Raw genomic sequence first — 24582 nt, 5'->3', positions numbered from 1 at the left:
CAAGCCCATGGGCGTCTGTGACACAATTCGGCATCCGAAAAAACAAGGGGAACCGACATGAACAAGACCATCGTCGCTGCCGCGGCATTGGCGCTTGCGGCTGCAATATCCGTGCCGGCCGAGGCTGCCACATCGGTCACCATCGGCATCAGCGGATGGACCGGCTTTGCGCCGCTGACGCTCGCCAAGCAGGCCGGCATCTTCGAGAAGCATGGCCTCGACGTGACCCTGAAGAAGGTGCCGCAGGCCAGCCGGCCGCTCGCCATCGCCAGCGGCGATCTGCAATGCGCCGCCACCACGGTCGAGACCTGGCTGGTGTGGAACGCCTCAGGGGTGACCACCAAGCAGATCTTCCAGCTCGACAAATCCTATGGCGCCGACGGCATTGTCGTGCGCAACGACATCAAGACCGTCGCCGACCTCAAGGGCAAGAATGTCGCGTCCTCGGCGCCGGGCACGTCGCCCTATTTCATGCTGGCCTGGGTGCTGAACAAGAACGGCCTGTCGACCAAGGATGTGACCGTCGTCAACCTGGAACCGGATGCGGCGGCGCAAGCCTTCCTGGCCGGCCAGAACGATGCGGCGGTCACCTATGAGCCGTTCATCTCGGCGGTGCGCGACAAGTCCGATCAGGGCCACATATTGGCGACCACGCTCGACTACCCGATGGTGCTCGACACGGTCGGCTGCACGCCTGAATTCCTCACCGCCAATCCCGACGCCGCCAAGGCGCTGGCCGACAGTTATTTCGAAGCGCTCGACCTGATCAAGAGCGATCCGCAGAGATCCTACGAGATCATGGGCGCCGACGTGAAGCAGTCTGCGAAAGAATTCGAGGATTCGGCGAAATACCTGAAATGGGCCGACAAGGCGGAGAACAAGCAGTTCTTCACCAAGGAATTCCAGGACTTTTCCAAGACCGCCGGCGAGCTTCTGCTGCAGATGGGGTTGATCAAGGAAGCGCCAGATGTTGCCACGCTGGCCGACACCAGCGCGGTGGCGAACTGACAGGCCTCGCCTTTGACCATTGTGCGGCGGCGCCTAGGCCGTCGCTCTCTCCTGGACAAGTGATGATTTGACGATGCGGACGATCTGAAGATGCGCCCCTTGCATCCGGTGTCGCCGGGCATTCGAACCGTGCTTGGCATTTCCTTCTTCGTGCTGTTCGTCGCCTTCTGGGCGTGGATCACGCTTGGCGGCCACGTCAACCGCATCTTCCTCGCCGACCCGCTGTCGATGCTGCGGGATGGTTGGCGGCTGCTGGTCGAGGACCGCTTCTGGCTCGACATATTGATCACCATCTGGCGGGTCTTCGGCGGGTTCCTGCTGGCGTCGATCGTCGCCGTGCCGATCGGCATCGCCATGGGCGCCTGGAAACCAATAGAGGCGTTTCTGGAGCCGTTCGTCTCCTTCGCCCGCTACCTCCCGGCTTCGGCCTTCATTCCGCTGCTCATCCTGTGGGCCGGCATTGGCGAGCTGGAAAAGCTGCTGGTCATCTTCGTCGGCTCGGTGTTCCAGATCATCCTGATCGTCGCGGTCAAGGTGGGCTCGACGCGGCGCGACCTGGTCGAGGCGGCCTATACGCTGGGCTCGACCAACAACGGTATCGTCAAACGGGTCATCATGCCGGCCAATGCGCCCGAGATTGCCGAAACGCTGCGGCTGGTGCTCGGCTGGGCCTGGACCTATGTCATCGTCGCCGAGCTGATCGGTTCGTCCTCAGGCATCGGCTACATGATCATCAACAGCCAGTCGCGGCTGGCGACAGGGCAGATCATCTTCGGCATCATCGTCATCGGGCTGATCGGACTGTTGTCCGACTTCGCCTTCAAGGCGTTCAATCGCTGGCTCTTCCCCTGGAGCCTGGCATGAGCAAGTTGCTTATCGAAGGCGTCTCGCGAACCTTCGCCGGCGTGCGCGGCGGGCAGCCGGTCAAGGCGCTGATGCCGGTCGACCTTGCGGTCGCGGCCAACGACTTCATCACCATTCTGGGGCCGTCCGGCTGCGGGAAGTCGACGCTGCTCAGGATCGTTGCCGGACTGGAAGCGCCGAGCGAAGGCCGTGTGCTGCTTGACGGCAACGCGGTGACGCAGCCGGGACCGGATCGCGGCATGGTGTTCCAGTCCTACACGCTGTTTCCGTGGCTGACGGTGGCGCAGAATATCGCCTTCGGCCTGCGCGAACGCGGCATGGCCGAAAAGGAGCGAGACGGGATCGTCGCTTCCTATGTCGACCTCGTCGGGCTCAAGGGCTTCGAGAACCATTGGCCAAAGCAGCTGTCCGGCGGCATGCAGCAGCGCACGGCGATCGCCCGGGCGCTGGCCAACGACCCCGAAATCCTGTTGCTGGACGAGCCGTTCGGTGCGCTCGACAACCAGACGCGCGGACTGATGCAGGAACTGCTGCTCGGCATCTGGGAGCGGCGCAAGAAGACGGTGCTGTTCGTCACCCACGACATCGAGGAGGCGATCTTCATGGCTTCGCGGGTAATCGTGATGAGCGCGCGGCCAGGCCGCATCAAGTCGGATGTCGCCATCGACCTGCCCCATCCACGCCACTACACGCTGAAGACCAGCCCGGAGTTCTCAGGCCTGAAGGCGCGGCTGACCGAGGATATCCGCGTCGAGGCGATGCGCACAGTACAGGCGCAGCCCGCCGAAGCCTGAGTGCGTTTTCGGATCAGGCCGCCAGCAATTGCTTGCGGTCGACGCGCTCCTGCTGCGGCGAGCGGGCATAGAGTTCGCGGTAGCATTTGGAGAAATGCGACGCCGAGACGAAGCCGCAGGCGACCGCTACCTCGACCACCGGCATCGATGACTGGATCAGCAGATGCCGGGCACGGTCGAGGCGAATCTCGAGATAGTAGCGGGCAGGGGAGCGGCCCATCTCGGTGCGGAACAGGCGCTCGATCTGGCGGCGCGACAGGTCGACATGGTCGGCGATCTCGATCAGCGACAGCGGTTCGGAGAGGTTGCCCTCCATCAGCTCGATGATGGTCAGCACCTTGGAATTCTGCACGCCAAGGCGGGCGCGCAGCGGCAGGCGCTGGCGGTCGGTCGGGCTGCGCACGCGGTCGGTCAACACCTGCTCGCACACGCGGTTGACCAGATTGTCGTCGAAATCGTCGCCGATCAGCTTCAGCATCATGTCGAGGGCGGCGGTGCCGCCGGCGCAGGTGTAGATGTTCTGGTCGATCTCGAAGAGGTCGGCAAAGACATTGGCCTTCGGAAAAGCCTCGGAAAAGCCCGGCAGGTTTTCCCAATGGATGGCGCAGCGCTTGTTGGAGAGCAGGCCCGCGGCGGCAAGGATATGCGCGCCGGTGCACAGGCCACCGACGGCGACGCCTCTGTTATATTCCTCGCGCAGCCAGGCGAAGGCCGACCTGTTCTGGTAGCGCTCGACATTCATGCCGCTGCAGACGATGGCCATGTTCGGCCGATCCGGCCCGGCCATTTTCTTGCGCTCTTCCTCGAGCGAGGTGTTGACGGCGCATTCGACGCCGTTGGAGGCGCGCACCGGCTTGCCGTCGATGCTGGCGAGGCGCCAGCGATAGGCCTCATAGCCGAGCATGCGGTTGGCCGAGCGCAGCGGGTCGAGCGCCGTCGCAAAGGCGATCATGGTGAAGTCCGGGACAAGGAAGAATACAAACGATCGCTTGATCGGATGCTTTACGGCGTTCAAGGGAACCTCACGCAGCCATGGCGCGAACAGGATGTCGCGAACAGCACAGCGACATCAGGAAAAACCATTCCTGTCAATTGGCTAGGGGGCTAAGCGGAAACTATATTTGCGACATGGGTCGCAAATGGGCAATCGTCCGGGATGACAGGGACGGGCTGCCGACGGATTGGGCATGGTGGTGGCGGCATAGGTGCCGAAAACGAGAAACGCCGCTTCGGTCAAACCGAAGCGGCGCTGTTATCGACTATCGGCAGCGGCAGGGAAGCGCTGAGCGCTAGCCGTTATCTCAGGCAACGAAACCGAGGCGCACCGCATTCATGGCGCCGGTCTGGCCGGGCATGGTGTTGGCAAGGCGCTGGCGCTCGAGAGCGGTCGTCAGGTTCATTTCGCGGCGGGCAAAGAGGCGGGCAAAAAGCTTCATCATCATCTCCTATCGGTTGCTCAGACGGGTCGCCTTCGCTTGATGGAGTGGGGCAGCTCGTTTGCTGGCGTTGATATAGGGCCGCGTGAGCAGAAACTAAATCGCAAATGCGAAGCGCTTGAATGGAAATGCGACATCGGTTGCGACATTATTGGGCATGGTGCCCAAAATTTACGATTACTTACAGCGTGTTACCGGCGACATTGAGGCGCCATGCAAGTGACGCATATGCGCCATGCAGCGGCGACACGGCTCTGAAAATCATTTGAATGCAAATAAGTTGGAGAAGCCTGCGGGGCAAATAGAGAAGGCCTGCCGGGCTGGTCTGCGCGGCAGGCCTTCAGCACATGGTACACAATGGTTTACTTTGCTCCAGCCCAGGATCCGACGCCGTGGCGTGCACCGGTCTTGGTGTCGGCAGCTTCAGGCCAGCCGATATCCTTCTGCAGTTCGATCGGCAGCGAGCGGATCGCACGTTCGGTCTGGAAGCGGGCGCGGGCCGCGCTGAACTCGGTCGCAAGCCGACCGATGGACGACAGGATAGACATTTCATTTACCTTTGGTTGTGGCACGTCCCGCATGAACGCGTTCCGTCGCCTGGATATTCCGCATCGAGTGCAATTCCGCGTCAGGAGCGTTTGGGTCATGGCACGTCCTGCCTTCGATGGAGTTGACTATCCTCCCAATCTGATGTTCAATCAAACGAAATGGAATGATGCTTCACATCAGAAAAATTGAAGGTCGATCCCGATGAACGCCCCGCTCAATCATCCGCTGCCGCTGCTCGATCTCGACGTTTTGCGCACCTTCGTGGCCATTGCCGAGACCGGCAGCTTCACCACCGCGGCCAATGCGGTGTTCCGCACGCCGTCGGCGGTCTCCATGCAGATCAAGAAGCTCGAAGACATTCTCGGCCGCTCGGTCTTTGCGCGCGACGCGCGCTCGGTGACGCTGACCACCGATGGCGAGATGCTGCTCGGTTATGCCCGCCGGCTGTTGTCGATCAACCGCGAGGTGGTGTCGAAGTTCATCATCCCCGAGATCGTCGGCGTGGTGCGGCTCGGCTCGCCGGACGACTATGGCGAGCGCGTGTTGCCGCATGTGCTGAAGCGTTTCGCGCAGTCGCATCCGTCGATTGCCGTCGACGTCACCATCGACCAGAGCAGCAATCTGCGCCGCCGCATGGACGACCGGGCGCTCGACATCACGCTGCTGACCAATTCCTACAAGACCAGCGCACTCGGCGCCGAGGTGCTGCTCACCGAGCCGATCGTCTGGGCCGGCGCCAAGGGCGGCAGCGCGCATCTGCGCGAGCCTTTGCCGGTGTCGCTGTGGGAAGAGGGCTGCGCCTGGCGGGCCGGCGCGCTCGATGCGCTGAGCCGTGAAGGCCGCAACTACCGCATCGCCTATATGAGCGCCCACACGGCCGGCCAGCGCGCCGCCATCATGTCGGATCTCGCGGTTGCACCGTTGCCGAAGTCGTTCCTGGGCAACGACATGGTCGAGCTTTGCCCGAAGGACGGCATGCCCGATATCGGCACCTACAATCTGGCGATGGTGGTGTCGCCGGACGCCAGCGCGCCGGTCAAGGCCGTCGCCGACCATATCCGTGCGACGTTCGAGCTTTTCCGCGAAACCGGCAAGTTCTAGAGCGGTTCACCGTTTCACGGAAACGGCGAGCCGCTCTAACTCCTTGTTTTGACGCAATTCCCAAGGGAAAGCGCTACACGCTTTTCCCGGGAAAACCGTTTTACACTTTTCCTGGAATTGCTCTGCTATTCCGCTGCTTGGGCGGGGCGCGCCGCGAGAGCGGGTCGCGCCGTGCGCCGCGCGGTTGCGCGCCGCTTGGTGGGCTCACCTTCAAGGAAGGCGACGATGCTGTCCCTGGCGCGACGCGCCTCCGGCATCTCGATCAGCGGCCAGACGTGGAACATGCCTTCCTCATAGACGACGTCGATATCGACGCCGGCAGCGCGCGCCTTTTTGGCGAAGATCAGATTGTCGGGGCTGAGCAGGTCGTGCGAGCCGGTCAGAAGCAGGGTCTGCGGCAGCACCGAGAGGTCGCCATAGAGCGGACTGATATGCCAGTCCCTGCGATCGATGCCGGCACTGTACATGCGGATCGCTTCCAGCCCGCCGGAAATGCCGAGCCACGGATCGTTGCGTTCCGCCTCGAACACTTCGGGGTTGGACAGCGACATGTCGAGGCCGGGTGAAATCAGCACGTGGCGCGACGGCAAGGGCAGGCCTTCCTCAGCCACCATCATGGTCAGCACGACGGCCATGTTGCCGCCCGCGGAATCGCCCATGAAGACGATGTCTTCGGCGTCCGTCTCATCCAGCATCTGCCGGTAGACGTCGCCGACCATGCCGAACATGGCGTGGAAATCATGCTCCGGCGCAATGGGATAGATCGGCACGGTGATACCGAAACCCAAGCGCTCGGCCATCTCGGCGATCAACCCCCAATGATAGGATGTGATCTGGAAGACATAGGCGCCGCCATGCATGTAGAGGATGCGCCTGCGTTCGCCCGCCTTCGGCGCGATCTCGTAGACGGGAAAGCCATCGACGCTGCGCTCGGTGATATCGAGCCGCTCCCGCAGCAATGCCGGGGGATGATGATCCTCGGTCTTGCGGGCATAGGCGATCCAGCGCTGCAGGTTTTCCGGGCTGGCAAATGCCTTCTTGCGGCTGTGCCGGAGGATGAAGGAAACGAGGTGGCTTTTGAAACTGGGCATTCGAATACACAAGTTCGGTAGCAGCCGACTAGAAGAATTCCCCACTATCTCGAAGATCGTACCTCCAGCCGAAATGTCAAGATTCTGGCCCAAGCCAACACGGTTGTTTGATCAGCCACGTCCGCGGCTCTGCGCAGCGCGGCTCAGCGCCGGGGCAGCAGCGCGGCGCGCAGCTTGATGTCGGTCGCAGCCGGGACCACACGGCGGCCCCGGCGCTTGGTTAGCAATTTGCACTTGTCGGCGAAGGTCATCAGCGGCCCGAGCCCAGGATCAGACGCGACAGGTTGGTCTGGGCGTCGATGCGCGGCGACACGGCCAGCCGATGTCCTTCTGGATTTCGGGTGGCAGGTTGTTCATGGCGCGCACGGCCTGTGCATTCTTCATGGCCGCACGAAAACGGCCGAGGGTCTCGAACATCTCTATTCTCCTTTGGAGCGTTGTGGCGGCGGAATACTCCGGTCCGCCATTCGATGTCCGTTAAATGCTTCACGTCTGTATCGGACGGATTGCGCCAAAACAGCGTTTCCGTTTCCAGATCGGTGCGATCTGGAAACATTTGCATACAAATGAAATTGGGCGAATTGGCGGCCTTCGTAAGGCGGCTTATTCCCGGCTGCGCCTGGCGGCATGGCCTTCGCGCGAACGCCGTCGCGGGGCGGCGTCGCCGGCGACGCCATCCTCGCTGACGGTCTTGCGTGGCGGCAATTTCACCGCCGCCGACAGTTTCGGGAACGGATCGACCTTGTTGGGAAGCGCCATCGCGTAGACGAAATGCTCCTGGAATTTCGGCTCCAGTGCCGTCTCGATCTTCTCGATGTGGCTGACTGTGTCCTCGATCTCGCGGCGATAGCCACGATTGAGCAGGGCCATGCGCGCACCGGCGCCGGCGGCGTTGCCGACGGCCGAGACCTTGTCGAGGTCGCAATCCGGGATCAGGCCGAGCACCATGGCGTATTTCGGATCGATGAACGAGCCGAAGGCGCCGGCGAAATGGATGCGGTCGACGTGTTCGGTGTTCTGCTTTTCCATCAAAAGCTTGGTGCCGGCATAGAGTGCTGCCTTGGCGAGCTGAATGGCGCGCACGTCGGTCTGGGTGATGGTGATCTTGGGTTCGCCTTCCTTCAAGACATAGGAGAAGGTGCGGCCATTGGCGGTGACGCGTGGGGAGCGGGCGGCCAGGGAGCCATCGACAACGCCATCCTCGGAGATGATGCCGGCGAGATACATCTCGGCCACGATCTCGATGATGCCCGAGCCGCAAATGCCGGTGACGCCGGTCGCCTGCACGCTGTCGAGGAAGCCCGGTTCATCGGACCACAGTTCCGAGCCGATGACGCGGTATTTCGGCTCCAGCGTATCGGGATCGATTCGCACGCGCTCGATGGCGCCGGGCGCGGCGCGCTGGCCGCCGGAGATTTCGGCGCCCTCGAAGGCCGGACCGGTCGGAGAAGAAGCAGCCACGACCCGCGCGCGGTTGCCGAGCACGATCTCGGCATTGGTGCCGACGTCGACGATCAGCATCATCTCGTCCTGGCGGTGCGGACCTTCCGACAGCGTCACGGCTGCGGCGTCGGCGCCGACATGGCCGGCGATGCAAGGCAGCATATAGAGGCGCGCGCCCTGGTTGAGCTTCAGGCCGATATCGGAGGCCTTGATGCGCACCGCGCCCGAGACGGCGAGCGCAAAGGGCGCGCCGCCGAGCTCGGTCGGATCGATGCCGAGAAACAGATGGTGCATGATCGGATTGCCGACAAAGACGCTGTCCAGGATGTCGTTGCGCTGGACATTGCCTTCGGCGCAAACCTTGTCGACCAAGCCCGAGATCGCCTCGCGCACGGCGACCGTCATGCCTTCGCGGCCGTCCGGGTTCATCATCACATAGGAGACGCGGCTCATCAGATCCTCGCCGAAGCGGATCTGCGGGTTCGACGTGCCCGACGAGGCGGCGACGCGGCCCGACAGCAACGACACCAGATGCATGGCGATGGTGGTCGAGCCGATATCGCAGGCCAGCCCATAGGCTTCGTTCTTGAGGCCGGGCCAGAGTGCTATGACGCGGGCGATGTCGCTTTCGGCGTCCTTGTGGATGGCGGCGGTGGCGGTCCAATTACCCTTGCGCAAGATGCCCTGCACCTGCGGCATCAGGTAGAAGTCAAATTCGAGGTTTTTGAAGCCCCAATCCTTCATCAGCGCGATCTTGAGGCGGTCGAGATCGCCGAGCGGCTTGTGCATGTCGGGCTCTTCGATCTCGACATAGCACATGCGGATCGCTGAATCGCGGGCGATGACGCGGGTGTCGGCATCCTTGCGGATGGTCTGTGCATTGATGACCGTGTCCTGCGGCACGTCGATGACGAGGTCGCCGAGGATCTGCGCCGAGCAGGAGAGGCGGCGCCGCTCGGGCAGGCCGCGGACGCGCTCGTAGCGCTCTTCCTTGGCGCCCTTGGGCGAGATGTGGTCGTTGGACGAGACGATCTTGTGCTTGGCGAAATTGCCTTCCTGCACCTCGATCTGGCAGCGCCCACAGGTGGCGCGGCCGCCGCAGACGCTTTCGACATAGACACCGAGCTGGCGCGCGGCGTCGAGCACCGGCGTGCCGACAGGAAACCGCCCGCGCTTGCCTGACGGCATGAACAGCACGAGCGGATCGGTAATGTTTGCAGGCGAGTTCATATTTTCATTACTCGACTAAGCCGGCACTGGGAAAAGATTTCACATATGCGAGGCTTGCCAGATAGGAAGCGATGAGCGGCAGCGGATACCATCGCAGCCAAAACATGGAGAAATTGTCCAGTCTTTGCCGGTCCAATGTCCTTGCGGGAATTGCCCCGAGCAGAAGTGGAAATGCGATCAGGACAAACATTAGAAAGGCAGTGGCGTAGATACACAGAACAAAATACCGGAGGTATTCATGACTCAGATAGCCGAAGGCATAGGACCCGGCCAAAAGCATAAATACGCTGCAAAAAGCCACTCGCAGAATTACCTGCCAGTTCGGCATTTCAGGCCTTGTGCGGTCTTGATCTGTCAAGAAAACCGTGTCCTGTCTCGCTCTATCCCCTGGCCATGCGGGCTTCACGGCCGCCGCGACGGCGACCGCCATTGCCATTGCCGCCGCCTTCGCCCGGAGCGTTAACCGCGGTGGGCGCTGCGACCGCCTGACCGCCTTCGGCCGGCTTGTAGTCCTTGTAGGTCCTGATCCAGTTGGTGCAGTTCTCGTCGGTGCCGTTGAGCACATTGGCGCCGCGCACGGCTTCCATTTCCTGCGGGCGCACCGGGTTCATGATCGCCGAGGTCATGCCGGCGCCGATCACCATCGGGATGAAGGCGGCGTTGATGCCGTGGCGGTGCGGCAGGCCGAACGAGATGTTGGACAGGCCGCAGGTGGTGTTGACCTTGAGCTCTTCACGCAGGCGGCGCAACAGCGCGAAGACCTGGCGGCCGGCATCGCCGAGCGCGCCGATCGGCATCACCAGCGGGTCAACGACGACGTCATGCGCCGGAATGCCGAAATCGGCGCAGCGCTGCACGATCTTCTTGGCGACGGCGAAGCGCACATCCGGATCCATCGAAATGCCGGTCTCGTCGTTGGAGATGGCGACGACTGGAACGTTGTACTTCTTGACCAGCGGCAGGATGGCTTCGAGCTTTTCCTCTTCGCCAGTCACGGAGTTGACCAGCGGCCGGCCCTTGGCGACCTTGAGCGCTGCCTCGATGGCGGCGGTCACCGACGAGTCGATCGACAGCGGCAGGTCGACCAGGCCCTGGACGATCTCCAGCGTCTGCACGAGCAGGCCGGGTTCGGTTTCGTTCGGATTAACGGAGGTGACGCCGGCATTGACGTCGAGCATGGTGGCGCCGCAGGCGGCCTGTTCCAGCGCATCCTTGATGACGGTCTCGAAATTGCCGGCGATCATCTCGGCGGCCAGCTTCTTGCGGCCGGTCGGGTTGATGCGCTCGCCGATGACGCAGAAAGGCTGGTCGAAGCCGATGATGATCTCTCGTGTCGCCGAGGCGACGATGGTCCGGGTCATGAAGTTTCTCCGCCTGATATAAAGATTTCTTTATATCGTTGTCTGGTTTCATTCAAGCGAATGGCTGGCCGTCCGCGCTGTCAGTGCGCGGTCTTCACCATGTCCACCTGCGTTTCGGTAATGTCGTCGTGCAGTATGCTCTCGAGCCGGTCGGCGACCATCTGATCGTCGTGGCGGATCTCACGTTTCCATGGCTGGCGGCCTTTCAGCACACCCGATTCATCGACGATCTCGGCGACATATTCCTCCTGGCGGTAGGCCATCACATGGATGCCGGAGACACCAGGAATTTCCTTCACCTCGTTGATGATGTCGGTGCAGAGCTGCTTGCCTTCCTTCTTCTGGTCCTGCGCGCCTTCCAGCCGCTTGATGATGGTATCGGGAATATGAATGCCCGGCACGTTGGAGCGGATCCATTTGGCCGTCTTGGCCGAAGCCAGCGGGCCGACGCCGCACAGGATGAAAACCTTTTCCGTATGCCCCAAGTCCCGCGCCCTCTGCATGAAGGTTCTGAACATCGGCACGTCGAAGCAATACTGCGTCTGCACGAACTGCGCGCCGGCGGCGATCTTCTTGCCGAGATGGATCGGGCGGAAATCGAAGGGTGGCGCGAAGGGGTTGACGGCGGCGCCGAGGAAAATTTGCGGCGGCGTCGTCAACTTGCGGCCGGACAGGAACTTGCCGTTGTCGCGCATGATGCGGCAGGTTTCCAGCAACGACATGGAATCGAGGTCGAAGACAGGCTTGGCGCCGGGCTGGTCGCCGGCCTGGACGCCGTCGCCGGTGAGGCACAGCATGTTGGCGACCCCCATGGCGGCACCGCCCAGCACGTCGCCCTGGATGGCGATGCGGTTCCTGTCGCGGCAGGCGATCTGCATGATCGGCGCGTAGCCCATGCGGGTGAGCAGCGCGCAAATGCCGACCGACGACATGTGGCAGTTGGCGCCGGAGGCATCGACGGCATTGATGGCGTCGACCCAGCCGTCGAAGATTTTCGCGCGGTTATAGACGTCTTCGGGATCGGCGCTGTCGGGCGGGTTGAGCTCGGTGGTGACCGCGAATTCGCCGCGCCGCAGCACACGCTCCAGTCGGCCACGTGAGGAGTGGCCGGGCAGGGGATCGAGCGGCAGATGGATGCCGGCCGGGTTTTCGTCGCGCTGGCGGCCGATCACGCGGCCGCTCCAGTGTTGGCTTTGGCAGCGGCTTCACGGGCCGCTGCCGACTGCGCCGTCACCCGCAGCCAGGCCGAGGTTTCGCGCAGCGACTGGTCTACGGGCTTCTGAACGGTCAGGATCCTGTCGCCATGCTCCATGTTCCGCGAACCTTCCCAGGCCTTGACCCAGACGCAAGGCATGTCGGGCTCGACCTCGCAATTGCCGTTGGCGCGCACGCCGCCACACGGGCCGTTGCGCAGCTGTTTGGGGCAGTTCATCGGGCACGACATGCCGGTCGAGGACAGGATGCACTGGCCGCACATGCGGCAGTCGAACATGAAGCCCTTGACGCGCCTTTCGACAAACTTGATCGGCGCCTCGACGCGCCCATAGCCGAGGCCTTTCCAAAGCGGATGAAGAAGCAGGAACATGTCGGCGAACCTGGAGTAGAACCATTCGAGCAATCGCGAGTGGCGGATCGACCACAGCCTGATCGCAAACGAGCGCTGCACGCGCCGCTGCGGCGATACGTCGGCCGGCTTGTAGTCCGATTTCGGCGCTGCTTTCTTGACCTGAGTGGCCTGGGTAACCGGCTGGGTAACCCTTGGCCCCTCTTTGGCAGGAGTGGTTTCAGACATTTTCTTTCCCGCCTGCCTTGACCAGAGCGACCAGCCGCTCGCGGTCGTATTTCGCGTCGATGTCGCTGAATGCCTTCTCGACCTCGGCTTCGAGGTCGTCGCCGACCGGGATCGGATCGGCCTTGCGCCATTCGGCGAGGTAATCGTCGGTGCCGCCGGCGCCGGTGCGCATGGCGCACATATCGATCGCCTCGGTGAAGCGCAGCGGCAGTTCGCGCTTGGCGTTCTGCCGGCCCTTCTTGACGATGACCTGGGCGGGGATGTCGCGCCAATAGACGACGATCAGATCGGCCATGAATTCTCTCACTCCCTGTAGAGCGCCGTGCGTCCACGAGGGAAACGACGCTCCACCACTTTGTCCAGCAGGTGCGAGCATTGCCGGATGCGCAGTGGGGCTGCTTGTTATGGGACGACGCGCGCGCATTCAAAAGCGACGCTATTGGACGTCGCAAAAAGAAAGGCGAGATTCCGAGGGAAGGCTGGCTACCAAACCCGCTTGGTCAGGCCGGTCCAGAGATAGAACCAGATCGTCGGATGGTACCATTGTTTCGACGGCAGGCCGGGGTCGATCGTGGCCAACTTTCCGTCCAAGGCGTCGCGGACCGCCTCGACGCAGATGTCGCGCGAGAACGCCGCCTGGCGCAACGCATAGCTCGAAATGATGTCGCCGGGCTCCGGCTTGCCGCGCGCCTGTTTCAACACGCCGCCGGTGTCGCCGCCGGGGTCGACCAGATGCACGGTGGTGCCGAAATTCTGGAGATCGCCGGAGGCCAGCGCCCAGTAGCCGCCATTCATGCCGCGGTATTTGGGCGCGATGCCGGCGTGGTAGTTGAGCACCGGGCAGGGCATTTGCGCCAGCGTCTGCCGGGACAAAATCCGGCAGCCGGCGAGCAGCACCACGCCCGGGCGGATGTCGGCGACCGCCTGCAGGCAATCGGGCCCGTCGGCGGAGGAGACGTGGATGATCTTTTGTCCCGGCCTCGGCTCTGTCTGCAGTTTTTGCGCTGCGATCAGCCGCTCCGCGTGCCCGGCGAAGAAGCGTTTGCCGAGCCTGGTCAGCACCATCGTGCCAAGCTGGCCGATGGCCGAAAACAACCCCTGGCGGCGCGCCCGGCCGAGCAGCAATTGTTTTTTGGATTCAGGGCTTTCGAGGATGACGCTGACAGGACCGAACTGGTCGGCGATGGCGTTGACGATGGCCCAGATGTGCGGCCCGCCTTCGGTGACGATGACGATCGCAGCACTTTTTTCAACCGCTGATGCCATGGCGCGCTTTCTTGCCGGCGCGCAACCATTTGCCGTGCGCCGCCCGGCTCAATTCTGTGCCGGGCGAGGTTAAATCTTGATGAGCGCCGGGCCAGCGAGAGACCAACGGATCAGCGCTTGAACTCGATGATGTCAAGTTTCGATTCGTAGTAGGGCGCCGGGAATTCGATGCGCCATTCATTGGCGCTGGTGCGGAAGGCATAGCCGACCTGGTCGCTTTCCGGGCCGCTGCCATAGGGTTTTGGCTTGTTGTCATTGACATAGCCGGAGCCGAGATAGATCGCGCGTTTTTCGCTATCGTCGAAGAAACGGCCCTTGGTGCGTTGCGAGCCGCTGACCTTTTCCAGCTGCCAGCCGGAGCCATCGTCCGTGACCTTGCACTTGAACCAGCCATAGATGACCAGCGGGCCGGTCAGGCCCACCTTGATGGTTCGGCATTGCCAGTTGCCGCTCAGGTCCTTGTCGGAAAAGGCCACTATCGGCTTTGCCAGCAGCGCGTCGAGTTGGCTGACCTCAGCCGGGTCTCCCGCTTTTGCCTCGGCCAGCGCCGCCTTGCGGGTCTCGCCATATTTGTCGAGGCGAACCTTGTCGGCAGGCGTGATGATCTTCTGCACCTCGCCGTCGGCGCGAGCGGGCAAGACGAGGCAGAGGAGGCCAAGGGCGGCGAGCAGGACGCGAGGGGTCATCGGTGGTATCCATGTTGGCGCGGCTGGAGCAGCCGATTCTATCTTCCAGTGCACACTTACCCATTCGCGGCGGCCTGTCATCCGTGCTTAAACAGCGGTATGTTCCGCGGGAGGTGCGCGTGGGGGTTACAATCCATTTTGAGGGACAACTGCGCGGAGAGGAACAATATGTTGCGCTGTTGCAGGAAGTTGAAGCGCTTGCCATCGCTCGAGACTGGCGATTTCGGCCGATAGACGAGGCCGAAATGGTTCTCAACCGGGTCATCGACGAACGCAGCGTTGACTATATCGGCCCGGTCTTGGGGATAGAATGCCAGCCGCATCCCAAGTCGGATCGCCTAAGGTTCGAGTTCGACAGGGACCTCTTCATGCAGCAATATTGCAAGACCCAGTTTGCGGGGTCGGAGGCGCATATCGAGATCATCGAGTTGCTTCGCAAAGTTGCTCCTTTTTTCGACAAGTTCGACGTCTTCGATGAAGGCGAGTACTGGGAACTGGGCGACCGCACAATTCTGCAGGTCAATCTCGACACAGTCGACGCTCTGCTTGCAGAGGCTTTGCGCAAGGATCCAACTGCAAGAGGGCCGATCCGGTTAGACAACGGCCGCGTTGTCGATTTCGTGTCGGATCCGCAACCGGAGAGCAAATAATCCGAAGTCGGGCGCCTAACGCAATTCTTCTGGATGTGCCGCCACCCGCGCCAATTCAGCCGTCAGGTCGCCATAGCCGGTCGAGCGGCGCTCATAGGCGAGGCCAAGCATCTTCGCGGCCTTCTCGGCGACCTTGTCGAGTTCCGGATCGTCGGTCTGGGCGATGTAGATCAGCTTCTGGTAGTTGCCGAAATAGTCCTTGATCAGCTCCGGGTGCTTGTCGAGGCCGAGCGGCTTCATGAAGAAGGCGTCGAACTGGCGGCACAGGAAATCGGTCATGTAGAACGACATCATGTCGTCGTCGGCGACCTTCGCATAGGCGTCCATGCCCTGGTAGAAGGCAAAGCAGTGCGGCCCGGCCATGCGCTCGACGCCGTGCTTCTCCAGGACCCGGTCGAGCATGCCGCCGGTACCGCAATCGGCATAGCCAACGAAGATGTTGCTATAGCCTTCCGCCTTGGCCTTTTCGATCGCCTTGTCCATCGCCGGTGCGATGCGGTCGGGGTAGAAATGGAACTCCGCCGGCAGGCAGGTCAGGTCGAGATGGTCGAGCTTGAGCTGCTCCTTGACGGCCAAAACTTCGCGCGCAATCATTCCGCAGGCGATGACTAGCAGCCTGTCGTCCTGATTCGGTTTCGTTTTTTGCATTCTGGCCATGGAACCCGGTCGAAGCGGCCTTCGTTGCTGTGGGGCGAATCTATCGAGAGAGGGATAAACCGTCCATGAAACTGTTACGCCTTGCGCCGATTGCAATCCTTGCCTGCATCCTGGCGCTTACGGCCTGTGCCAACACCGTCCGTGGTGTCGGCCGGGATATCAAATCGACTGCGAAAGCCGTCGACGACACCGTCACCAAACCCTGACGCAGCCATCCGTTCCAATAGCTGGAACAAAAAAGCCGCGCTGCAAGGCGCGGCTTTCGATTGTGGCCCAGACGCCTTGCGTAACAGATCAGGCTGAAGCGCGCACGTTATGCTTGCGCTTCATGAAGTCCTTGGCGGTCTCGACCGCCACAGCCGCGTCGCGGCAATAGGCATCGGCGCCGACGGCCTTGCCGAATTCCTCGTTTAGCGGCGCGCCGCCGACCAGGACGACATAGTCGTCGCGGATGCCCTTTTCCTTCATCGTGTCGATGACGACCTTCATGTAAGGCATGGTCGTGGTCAAAAGCGCCGACATGCCGATAATGTCGGGCTGGTGCTGCTCGATGGCGTCGAGGTATTTTTCCACCGCATTGTTGATGCCGAGATCGATGACGTCGAAGCCGGCACCTTCCATCATCATGCCGACGAGGTTCTTGCCGATGTCGTGGATGTCGCCCTTGACGGTGCCGATCACCATCTTGCCCTGCTTCGGCGCGCCGGTGGCGGCCAGCAGCGGGCGCAGGATGAACATGCCGGCTTTCATCGCGTTGGCCGACAGCAGCACCTCGGGAACGAACAGGATGCCGTCGCGAAAGTCCTCGCCGACGATGCGCATGCCTTCGACCAGAGCTTCGGTCAGCACCTTGTAGGGCACCCAGCCGCGCTCGAGCAGGATGTTGGTGCCTTCCTCGATCTCTTCCTTCAGTCCGTCATAGAGATCGTCGTGCATCTGCTGCACCAACTCGTCGTCGGAAAGCTCGGAGAGGATGATCTCGTCGTCGGCCATTTTTCTCGGGCTCCTTGCCGCGCGGATGCGATCACGGCGGCTTAAAATAATCGCGTCAATACCTAACCCGGCGGGGGCAGGTATCCATAGCTGATTTGCGACTTCCCGCAAAAGGAAAGCGACCGCAAATCTATTGGAATTCTTGTCGATTTTGCGACAGGCGTTGGCGCTGGCGGGCCGTTTCGAATAGGGTGCATGGCTACGATCCGGGCGAGAAGCCGCCTACGCGGCCGCAAACGGTTTTTAGGGAAAAACGATCATGAGTGAAAACGCGTCAGTCGACCAGGAAGCGTCCAATGCGCGACGTGGACGTGCTGCCAGCGGCGGCGCGGCTGCAAGGCGGGCGGCGCGCTCGGGCGGCGGACCGGGCACCCAGCTCACCTATATCAAGCGCAAGATCAACATCTATGAGGTCCTCAACGAGGAAGGCCTGGCGATTATCGAAAACAACACCGATACGGTGCTGGAAGAGATCGGCATCATCTTTCGCGACGACGCCGAGGCGCTGCAGCTTTGGAAAGAGGCGGGCGCCGACGTCAAGGGCGAGCGCGTGCATTTTCCCAAGGGCCTCTGCCGCTCGCTGCTGAAGACCGCGCCGCCCATCTACACCCAGCATGCGCGCAACGCCGAACGTTCGGTGCAGATCGGCGGCAACGCCACGGTCTTCGCGCCGGTCTATGGTCCGCCCTTCGTGCGCGATCTCGACGGTGTCAGGCGCTACGCGACGATCGAGGATTTCCGGAATTTCGTGAAGCTCGCCTATATGGCGCCGTCGATTCACCATTCGGGCGGCACGGTTTGCGAGCCGGTCGACGTGCCGGTCAACAAACGCCATCTCGACATGATCTACAGCCACATCAAATATTCGGACAAACCGTTCATGGGTTCGGTGACGGCGCCAGAGCGGGCCGAAGACACCGTCGCCATGGCCAAGATCGTGTTCGGCGACGATTTCGTCGAAAACAACACCGTGCTGACCAGCCTGATCAACGCCAATTCGCCGATGGTGTTCGACGAAACCATGCTGGGCGCGCTGAAGGTTTATTCGCGTCACAACCAGGCTTGCATCGTCACGCCGTTCATCCTTGCCGGCGCGATGAGCCCGGTCACGGTGGCCGGCACGCTGACGCAGGTTCTGGCAGAGGTGCTGGCCGGCGCCTCTTTCACGCAGTTGATCCGTCCCGGCGCGCCGGTGCTGTTCGGCACCTTCGCCTCGTCGATCTCCATGCAGTCTGGTGCGCCGACCTTCGGCACACCGGAGCCGTCGCTGGTTTCCTACGGCGCCGCACAGCTTGCCCGCCGGCTCGGTCTGCCGTTCCGCACCGGCGGCTCGCTCTGCGCCTCCAAGGTTCCGGACGCGCAGGCCGCCTATGAGAGCGCCAACACGCTCAACTCGACCATTCTTGCCGGCACCAATTTCGTCCTGCATTCGGCCGGCTGGCTCGAGGGCGGACTGGCCTCCTGCTACGAAAAATTCATGATGGACATCGACCAGCTCGGCATGACGCAAAAGTTTTCCGAAGGCGTCGACCTCTCGGAAAACGGCCAGGCGATGGACGCCATCCGCCAGGTCGGCCCGGGCAGCCACTATCTCGGCTGCGACCACACGCAGGCGAATTTCCAGACCGCCTTCTATCGCTCCAGCATCGCCGACAACAATTCCTACGAGCAGTGGCTGGCCGAGGGGGAGAAAACAGCGCCGCAGCGCGCCAACGAACTCGCCCGCCGCTGGCTGGAGACCTACGAGGCGCCGTATCTCGATCCGGGCATCGACGACGGGCTGAAGGACTACATCGCGACGAAGAAGGCGTCGATGGCTGACGCCTTCACCTGAAAGGAGCCCGAGTCAGGCGGGGCTAAAGTCGCCAACATCATCCACAAGGAAGTCTGGCGGAGCGCTTTCTCCGACCCGGACAAGAAGGGATGATTGCGCGGCGCCGGGCTGACGAGATAGCGGCCGCGCTTTCCGCCGACGGCCTCATCCTGCGCGGCGGCTTCAATTTCGCAACAAGCGAAACGCCGCCGCATGGCCCTTCAGCCGCCCCTGCCAAATCCGTGCTATTGGTCGGGCAGGCGGGAGCGGCACCCTGGCCGCATTTCCTGCGCTGGCGCGACCGGCAACCGCAAACCATTGCTAATCCGCTCGACACATGGTCGCGCGAAGTGATCGGTGCGGTGGCGGAGAAATTCGGCGCGCGCGCCGTTTCGCCTTCGGACAGACCTTATCTGCCGTTCCAGCAATGGGCGATGCGAGCGGAGGGGCTGAGACCGTCGCCGCTGGGCATCCTGATGCATCCGCAGTACGGGCTCTGGCATGCCTATCGCGGCGCGTTGCTGTTCGAGGATGAGATCGCGCTTCCTGAACGTCGCGAAGCGATTCACCTTTGCGACGCCTGTGTCGCAAAACCTTGCCTGAAATCCTGTCCGGTTGATGCCTATTCGGTCGATGGTTTCGCCTATGAGTCCTGCCTGGCGCATGTGCGCGGGCAAAACGGCGAACCATGCCGCGGCGGCGGCTGCCTCGACCGCAACGCTTGTCCGTATGGCACGGCCCATCGCTATCCGCTTGAGGTTCAGGCCTTTCACATGACGGCGTTTGCTGGCCTGTAGCGGCGTTGAACGCCTGCACAAAGTGTTGAACGGGATTGTCAGGGAACGGCTTGCCCTGACAATGCCTGCTTATATGTATCGCACGACAATCAATGGGGCGAGCCATGGCGAAGCAGGACATTGAGATAGAGACCGGGGACGGCGTGGCGAAAGCCGGGCTGTTCCGCTCGGCGACCGCTTCCTCGTCCAGGGCCGGCATCATTCTCTATATGGACGCTTTCGGTCCGCGACCGGCGCTCGACGCAATGGCGGAACGGCTGGCAGGCGAGGGCTATGCCGTGCTGGTGCCGGATCTTTTCTATCGCAAAGCACCCTACGGGCCGTTCGAGCCCAAGACCGCTTTCGTCGTCGAGGAGACCAAGGTCGCGCTGACGGCGTTGGTCCACGGCACGACACAGGACATGACCATCCGCGACAGCAGGGCGTTCCTCGACACGCTTACCGCTGAAGGTGTCACCGGACCGGTCGGTGTCGTCGGTTACTGCATGGGCGGGGCGCGGGCTTTGAATGCGGCTGCAACCTATCCCGATCGCATCGTGGCGGCGGCGAGCTTCCATGGCGGCAATCTGGCCAGCGATGCCGCCGACAGCCCGCACCGCAAGGCCGCAATGATCAAGGCGCGCGTCTATGTCGGGACATCGGGCGTCGACCGCAGCTTTCCGCCGGAGCAGTCGGCGCGGCTGGTCGAGGCGCTGCGCGTGGCGGAGGTCGACCACGCCATCGAAAACTATGCCGGCATGGCGCATGGCTGGTGCGTGTCGGACCACAGCGTCTTCAACGCGGCCGGCGCGGAACGTCATTGGAAGCGACTGACGACGCTGTTCGCCGAGACGCTGATCTAACGAGGCGTTGCCTGAAGTCGCAACGAACGGGTAGAGACTGCACGATTGGCGCGGCCTGTTAAAACAGCGCCAGTCGAGCGGGAACGAACAGCCTGATGCAATCCTATGATGTCGTGGTGATCGGCGCCGGTGCGGCCGGAATGATGTGCGCCATCGAGGCGGGCAAGCGCGGCCGCTCGGTCCTGGTGCTCGATCACGCGGCAAAGCCCGGCGAGAAGATCCGCATCTCCGGCGGTGGCCGCTGCAATTTCACCAACATCCACACCAGCCCGAAGAATTTCATCTCCGGCAATCCGCATTTCTGCATTTCGGCGCTCAGCCGCTACACGCAAGGCGACTTCATCGCGCTCGTCGAACGCCATGGCATTGCCTATCACGAGAAGACGCTGGGACAGCTGTTTTGCGACGGCTCGGCGCGCCAGGTCATCGACATGCTGGTTTCCGACATGCAGGATTGGGGTGTGGAACTGGCGTTGTCGACCGAGGTGAGGAACGTCAGCAAGACCGCGGACGGGTTTGTGCTGACGCTCTCCGCTGGCAGCGTCGCTTGCAGCTCGTTAGTCGTGGCTTGCGGGGGCAAGTCGATCCCCAAAATGGGCGCGTCCGGTTTCGGCTACGAGCTTGCGGCGCAATTCGGCCTTGCGGTGGTGGAAACACGGCCGGCGCTGGTGCCGCTTACCTTCGACGCAAGAACGCTGGAGCGGCTGGCGCCTTTGGCCGGCAATGCCGTCGATGCCGAAGTCGCCTGCGGCAAGACGCGGTTTTCGGAGGCGATGCTGTTTACGCATCGCGGCTTGAGCGGGCCTTCCATCCTGCAGATCTCGTCCTATTGGCGCGAGGGCGACGAGATCCGCATCGCCATGCTGCCGGGGAGGGATGTGGCGGAACTGCTGCGCGCCGCCCGGCGCGTCAACGGCAGGCAAGCGGTGCAGACGGTGCTTGCAAACCATTTGCCGAAGCGCCTTGCGCAAGCAGTCGCCGAGCGCAGTGGGATCGATGGCAATCTCGCTGATTTGACAGACCTGCAAATGAAAACCGTCGAAGCCGCCGTCAACGACTGGCGCATCAAGCCGGCCGGCTCCGAGGGTTACCGCACGGCGGAAGTGACGCTTGGCGGTGTCGATACCAACGGGCTCGATCAGAAGACGATGCAGGCGAAATCCGTGCCGGGGCTGTTTTTCATCGGCGAAGTCGTCGATGTCACGGGCTGGCTGGGCGGCTATAATTTTCAGTGGGCTTGGTCGTCCGGCTGGGCCTCGGGCCAGGTGTGCTGATATTCAGGTGAGGCCGGCCTGCAAACGACGGCTTTCTGTGCTTCCGGTGCTCGCGTACCAAAAGTACGCTCCGCTCCGGTTCTCGAAATCCATCGTTTTCGGCTCGGCCTGACCTGAATCTCAGCGCACCTGTTGCGCGTGCATCCGTCGCCTCGGAAAAAAATCTTTCCATAACCCCAAGGATTGGCCATTAGCCTTCGTCCAACAGGCAAATGATGGCGATGATGCTGGATGAAAGCGAAGCCTCCGACGCCGAATTAATCGGGCGGGCGAAGGGCGGAGACAGGGGCGCCTTCGGCAAATTGCTGGAGCGGCACTACGACTTCGTCTATCGCGCCGCCTATCGCTGGTGCGGAAAAAAGGCCGATGCCGAAGACATCGCCCAGGAGGTCTGTGTCCGTCTCGGCAAGGCGATCCGCGACTATCGCGGCGGCGGCGCGTTCACGACATGGCTCTATTCCGTGACGCTGAACGCGGCGCGCGACATGATGCGCAAGACCACGCGCGAAAACGTCAAGACCGAGGCTTTCGGCGCCTACAGCATGATTTCGGGAGAGGCCTCGGCCGAGCCCGAAGATCCGACTGAGGCGCTCTGGGCAGCGGTGCGGCAATTGCCGGACAAGCAGCGCGATGCAGTACTTCTGGTCTATGGCGAAGGTTTGAGCCACGCGGCCGCCGCCGAGGCGATGGCAATCTCGGAGACGACGGTTTCCTGGCACATCCATGAAGCGAAGAAACGGCTGAAGACGTTGATGCGTTCAGCCGGGGAAGTGTGACCATGGTCGACGACAACGAACTCAACAGGCTGCGCGACGCAGCAGTACCGGCGCCGGGCGAAAGCGCGAAGGCACGCGCCTTCGAAGCCGCCATGAGCGCCTATGATCAGGAAAATATTTCTGCCGTCACCCAAGGATCGGTCGGCGGGCTTCGTCTCACAGAGCGAGCACAAAAGCTCTGGAGCGAGATCATGCAAAAGAAACTCATCGCCACGCCGGCCATTGCCGGGCTCGTCGCCCTGCCGATCGCCGGATACGCCACCTTCCATATGCTGAGGGAACAGCCGTTGCCGTTCGGCGGCGACGAGAAGATCACCGAGACGCTGGCCGACAAGCCGGCAACCAGTGAGCCCGCCATCAATGCGCCGGACAAGGCAAAGCAGACGCCTGAAGGCGACAAGAAGGCCGACGCGGATGAACGAAGCCGCGTGATTATGTCGCTTACGCCGCCCGCGCCGCCGAAACCCGAATCGACCGTTGCTGTCGCCCCGGCGCAGCAGGATGCGCTGGGGCGCGGCGTGTTGGCCGAGCCCGCGCCGGTTGAGAGCCGCGAGTTCTCGCTTGACGGCACGGCTGCCCCGGCCGGCACCGCGCGGGTCGACCGCATGGCGGGTGCTGGTGAGTCCAAGTACCTGGCGCAGCCCTCGACCATGCCGGCCGACCAGATTGCGCCGCAGGAGCCAAACCGCGACCGCGTCGAGGATTTCAAGACCAATCCGGTGCATGCAGCGCTTCAGGATCCGGTCTCGACCTTCTCGATCGACGTCGACACGGCTTCCTATTCCTTCGTCCGCGGCTCGCTGAAGCAGGGCTACCTGCCGCAGGCCGATACGGTCCGCGTCGAGGAGATGGTCAATTACTTCCCCTATGACTGGAAGGGTCCGGACTCGGCTTCGACGCCGTTCAACTCGACCGTCAGGGTCATGCCGACGCCGTGGAACGGGCACACCAAGCTGATGCACGTCGCCATCAAGGGCTTCGACATCAAGCCGGTCGAGCAGCCCAAGGCCAATCTGGTGTTCCTGATCGACGTCTCGGGTTCGATGGATGAGCCGGACAAGCTGCCGCTGCTCAAGTCGGCTTTCCGGCTGCTGGTCAGCAAGCTCAAGGCGGACGACACCATCTCGATCGTCACCTATGCCGGTGACGCCGGCACCGTGCTGATGCCGACCAAGGTCACCGAGAAGGACAAGATCCTCAACGCCATCGACAATCTGCAGCCGGGCGGCTCGACGGCCGGCGAGGCGGGTATCAAGGAAGCCTACAAGCTTGCCCAGCAGTCCTTCGTCAAGGACGGCATCAACCGTGTGATGCTGGCCACGGACGGCGACTTCAATGTCGGCCAGACCGATGACGACGATCTGAAGCGACTGATCGAGCAGGAGCGCAAGACCGGCGTCTTCCTGTCGGTGTTCGGCTTTGGACGCGGCAATCTGAACGACCAGATGATGCAGACCATCGCCCAGAACGGCAACGGCACCGCCGCCTATATCGACACGCTGGCCGAGGCCGAGAAGGTTCTGGTCGAGGATGCCTCCTCGACGCTGTTCACCATCGCCAAGGACGTCAAGATCCAGGTCGAGTTCAATCCGGACAAGGTCTCGGAGTACCGGCTGATCGGCTATGAAACCCGCGCCTTGAACCGCGAGGACTTCAACAATGATCGCGTCGATGCCGGCGATATCGGCTCCGGTCATTCGGTGACCGCCATCTACGAGATCACGCCGAAGGGCAGTGGCGGCGAGCAGATGGATCCGCTGCGCTACGGCCAGGCAACGGTCAACAATGGCGGCGTCGCCAATGCCGACGAATATGCCTTTGTGAAAATCCGCTACAAGCTGCCGAACGAAGACGTCTCGAAGCTGATCACCACGCCGGTGACCTCGGCCAACGAGGTCGCGTCCTTCGACCAGGCCAGCACCGACCAGCGTTTCTCCGTCGCTGTCGCCGCCTTCGGCCAGAAGCTGCGCGACGAGGATGCGACCGCGAAGTTCGGCTACGACAAGATCATGGAGATTGCCACCGCCGCCCGAGGAGCCGACCCGTTTGGGTACAGGTCCGAGTTCCTTTCGCTTGTGCGCCTTGCCTCGGCGCTGGGCGGTAACCGGTAGTGGCAATACAGCCGGTTCCTTTCAGACGGGGGTCGTTCTGATACGGGG

Annotated in this window: 27 protein-coding genes; 12 read left to right on the top strand and 15 right to left on the bottom strand. The window is 62.3% G+C overall.

Going from position 1 to position 24582, the window contains the following annotated elements; translation table 11 throughout:
• The first annotated feature begins 57 nt into the window (after positions 1-57).
• The 3 genes from NKI46_RS10640 (at position 58) to NKI46_RS10630 (ending at position 2666) form a co-directional block, all read left to right on the top strand.
• Entirely contained in the window at positions 58-1008 is a 951-nt protein-coding gene (locus tag NKI46_RS10640) for an ABC transporter substrate-binding protein (protein ID WP_023825777.1), read from the top strand.
• Between the two features lie 90 nt (positions 1009-1098).
• Positions 1099-1872: an ABC transporter permease gene (locus NKI46_RS10635; RefSeq protein WP_023670383.1), complete on the top strand. Its 774-nt coding sequence runs from the start codon at positions 1099-1101 to the stop codon at positions 1870-1872.
• Complete coding sequence (locus NKI46_RS10630; RefSeq protein WP_352746088.1) at positions 1869-2666, top strand: ABC transporter ATP-binding protein; 798 nt, start codon at positions 1869-1871, stop codon at positions 2664-2666. Before NKI46_RS10635 ends, NKI46_RS10630 begins: the two co-directional genes overlap by 4 nt.
• Positions 2667-2679: 13 nt before the next feature.
• On the opposite strand, the gene NKI46_RS10625 is transcribed toward NKI46_RS10630, so the two are convergent.
• The 3 genes from NKI46_RS10625 to NKI46_RS10615 form a co-directional block, all read right to left on the bottom strand.
• Positions 2680-3618: a GlxA family transcriptional regulator gene (locus tag NKI46_RS10625; RefSeq protein ID WP_348524244.1), complete on the bottom strand. Its 939-nt coding sequence runs from the start codon at positions 3616-3618 to the stop codon at positions 2680-2682.
• Positions 3619-3967: 349 nt separating this feature from the next.
• The gene (locus tag NKI46_RS10620; RefSeq protein ID WP_023681787.1) at positions 3968-4102 is read right to left on the bottom strand and encodes a hypothetical protein; all 135 of its coding nucleotides are present in this window, start codon (positions 4100-4102) and stop codon (positions 3968-3970) included.
• Between the two features lie 362 nt (positions 4103-4464).
• A complete protein-coding gene (locus NKI46_RS10615; RefSeq protein ID WP_023700331.1) occupies positions 4465-4650 on the bottom strand; it encodes a hypothetical protein in 186 nt (61 codons plus the stop codon).
• 202 nt (positions 4651-4852) lie between these two features.
• On the opposite strand from NKI46_RS10615, the gene NKI46_RS10610 reads away from it, so the two are divergent.
• On the top strand, positions 4853-5752 hold the full coding sequence (locus NKI46_RS10610; RefSeq protein ID WP_023670389.1) for a LysR substrate-binding domain-containing protein: 900 nt from the start codon (positions 4853-4855) through the stop codon (positions 5750-5752).
• Between the two features lie 125 nt (positions 5753-5877).
• Here NKI46_RS10610 and NKI46_RS10605 read toward each other — a convergent pair whose 3' ends face one another.
• From NKI46_RS10605 to NKI46_RS10560, 10 genes are all read right to left on the bottom strand, one after another.
• The gene (locus NKI46_RS10605) at positions 5878-6843 is read right to left on the bottom strand and encodes an alpha/beta hydrolase (RefSeq protein ID WP_352746085.1); all 966 of its coding nucleotides are present in this window, start codon (positions 6841-6843) and stop codon (positions 5878-5880) included.
• Between the two features lie 270 nt (positions 6844-7113).
• Complete coding sequence (locus NKI46_RS10600) at positions 7114-7260, bottom strand: hypothetical protein (RefSeq protein ID WP_352746082.1); 147 nt, start codon at positions 7258-7260, stop codon at positions 7114-7116.
• Positions 7261-7446: 186 nt separating this feature from the next.
• Complete coding sequence (locus tag NKI46_RS10595; RefSeq protein ID WP_352657527.1) at positions 7447-9516, bottom strand: ASKHA domain-containing protein; 2070 nt, start codon at positions 9514-9516, stop codon at positions 7447-7449.
• Between the two features lie 7 nt (positions 9517-9523).
• Positions 9524-9874 (bottom strand): hypothetical protein, encoded by a 351-nt coding sequence (locus NKI46_RS10590; RefSeq protein ID WP_156929758.1) that lies wholly within the window; start codon positions 9872-9874, stop codon positions 9524-9526.
• A 22-nt stretch (positions 9875-9896) separates the two neighbouring features.
• On the bottom strand, positions 9897-10877 hold the full coding sequence (locus NKI46_RS10585) for a methyltetrahydrofolate cobalamin methyltransferase (RefSeq protein WP_023688111.1): 981 nt from the start codon (positions 10875-10877) through the stop codon (positions 9897-9899).
• Between the two features lie 80 nt (positions 10878-10957).
• A complete protein-coding gene (locus NKI46_RS10580) occupies positions 10958-12049 on the bottom strand; it encodes a methylenetetrahydrofolate reductase (protein ID WP_023744709.1) in 1092 nt (363 codons plus the stop codon).
• A complete protein-coding gene (locus NKI46_RS10575; protein WP_023688112.1) occupies positions 12046-12669 on the bottom strand; it encodes a methylenetetrahydrofolate reductase C-terminal domain-containing protein in 624 nt (207 codons plus the stop codon). The genes NKI46_RS10580 and NKI46_RS10575 overlap by 4 nt, the downstream gene beginning before the upstream one ends.
• Positions 12662-12964, bottom strand: coding sequence for a virulence factor (locus NKI46_RS10570; RefSeq protein WP_023670397.1), 303 nt, complete (start codon positions 12962-12964; stop codon positions 12662-12664). The genes NKI46_RS10575 and NKI46_RS10570 overlap by 8 nt, the downstream gene beginning before the upstream one ends.
• Positions 12965-13152: 188 nt before the next feature.
• Positions 13153-13935: a formyl transferase gene (locus NKI46_RS10565; RefSeq protein WP_352746077.1), complete on the bottom strand. Its 783-nt coding sequence runs from the start codon at positions 13933-13935 to the stop codon at positions 13153-13155.
• Between the two features lie 110 nt (positions 13936-14045).
• Positions 14046-14621 carry a DUF4893 domain-containing protein gene (locus NKI46_RS10560; protein ID WP_023670399.1) on the bottom strand — a complete coding sequence of 192 codons (576 nt, stop codon included), beginning with the start codon at positions 14619-14621 and terminating at the stop codon, positions 14046-14048.
• 11 nt (positions 14622-14632) lie between these two features.
• Between NKI46_RS10560 and NKI46_RS10555 the strand changes: the two genes are divergently transcribed.
• The gene (locus NKI46_RS10555; protein WP_023733764.1) at positions 14633-15271 is read left to right on the top strand and encodes a hypothetical protein; all 639 of its coding nucleotides are present in this window, start codon (positions 14633-14635) and stop codon (positions 15269-15271) included.
• 15 nt (positions 15272-15286) lie between these two features.
• On the opposite strand, the gene NKI46_RS10550 is transcribed toward NKI46_RS10555, so the two are convergent.
• Positions 15287-15928, bottom strand: a complete 642-nt coding sequence (locus NKI46_RS10550) for a DUF1638 domain-containing protein (protein ID WP_023733763.1) — start codon at positions 15926-15928, stop codon at positions 15287-15289.
• A gap of 65 nt (positions 15929-15993) precedes the next feature.
• Here NKI46_RS10550 and NKI46_RS10545 point away from each other — a divergent pair, with 65 nt between their 5' ends.
• The gene (locus tag NKI46_RS10545; protein WP_023746827.1) at positions 15994-16134 is read left to right on the top strand and encodes an entericidin A/B family lipoprotein; all 141 of its coding nucleotides are present in this window, start codon (positions 15994-15996) and stop codon (positions 16132-16134) included.
• Between the two features lie 88 nt (positions 16135-16222).
• Here the strand turns inward: NKI46_RS10545 and NKI46_RS10540 are convergent, their stop codons facing one another.
• Positions 16223-16921 carry a cobalamin B12-binding domain-containing protein gene (locus NKI46_RS10540; RefSeq protein WP_023688118.1) on the bottom strand — a complete coding sequence of 233 codons (699 nt, stop codon included), beginning with the start codon at positions 16919-16921 and terminating at the stop codon, positions 16223-16225.
• 259 nt (positions 16922-17180) lie between these two features.
• On the opposite strand from NKI46_RS10540, the gene NKI46_RS10535 reads away from it, so the two are divergent.
• The 6 genes from NKI46_RS10535 to NKI46_RS10510 all read left to right on the top strand — a co-directional run bounded on the left by NKI46_RS10535 (position 17181) and on the right by NKI46_RS10510 (position 24534).
• On the top strand, positions 17181-18755 hold the full coding sequence (locus NKI46_RS10535; protein WP_023670403.1) for a trimethylamine methyltransferase family protein: 1575 nt from the start codon (positions 17181-17183) through the stop codon (positions 18753-18755).
• Positions 18756-18844: 89 nt separating this feature from the next.
• Positions 18845-19531, top strand: coding sequence for a 4Fe-4S dicluster domain-containing protein (locus tag NKI46_RS10530; RefSeq protein ID WP_023706084.1), 687 nt, complete (start codon positions 18845-18847; stop codon positions 19529-19531).
• A 104-nt stretch (positions 19532-19635) separates the two neighbouring features.
• Entirely contained in the window at positions 19636-20373 is a 738-nt protein-coding gene (locus tag NKI46_RS10525; RefSeq protein ID WP_352746072.1) for a dienelactone hydrolase family protein, read from the top strand.
• Between the two features lie 95 nt (positions 20374-20468).
• Positions 20469-21647, top strand: a complete 1179-nt coding sequence (locus NKI46_RS10520; protein WP_023700323.1) for a BaiN/RdsA family NAD(P)/FAD-dependent oxidoreductase — start codon at positions 20469-20471, stop codon at positions 21645-21647.
• A 215-nt stretch (positions 21648-21862) separates the two neighbouring features.
• On the top strand, positions 21863-22423 hold the full coding sequence (locus NKI46_RS10515) for an RNA polymerase sigma factor (RefSeq protein ID WP_023696454.1): 561 nt from the start codon (positions 21863-21865) through the stop codon (positions 22421-22423).
• Between the two features lie 2 nt (positions 22424-22425).
• Positions 22426-24534, top strand: a complete 2109-nt coding sequence (locus tag NKI46_RS10510; RefSeq protein WP_352460712.1) for a vWA domain-containing protein — start codon at positions 22426-22428, stop codon at positions 24532-24534.
• Positions 24535-24582: the final 48 nt, after the last annotated feature.

This window comes from Mesorhizobium sp. M0615 (assembly GCF_040320805.1).
In the GTDB taxonomy this organism is placed as follows: Bacteria; Pseudomonadota; Alphaproteobacteria; order Rhizobiales; family Rhizobiaceae; genus Mesorhizobium.
Note: the sequence above shows the minus strand (reverse complement) of the source record. Positions and strands in the feature narration are given on the sequence as shown.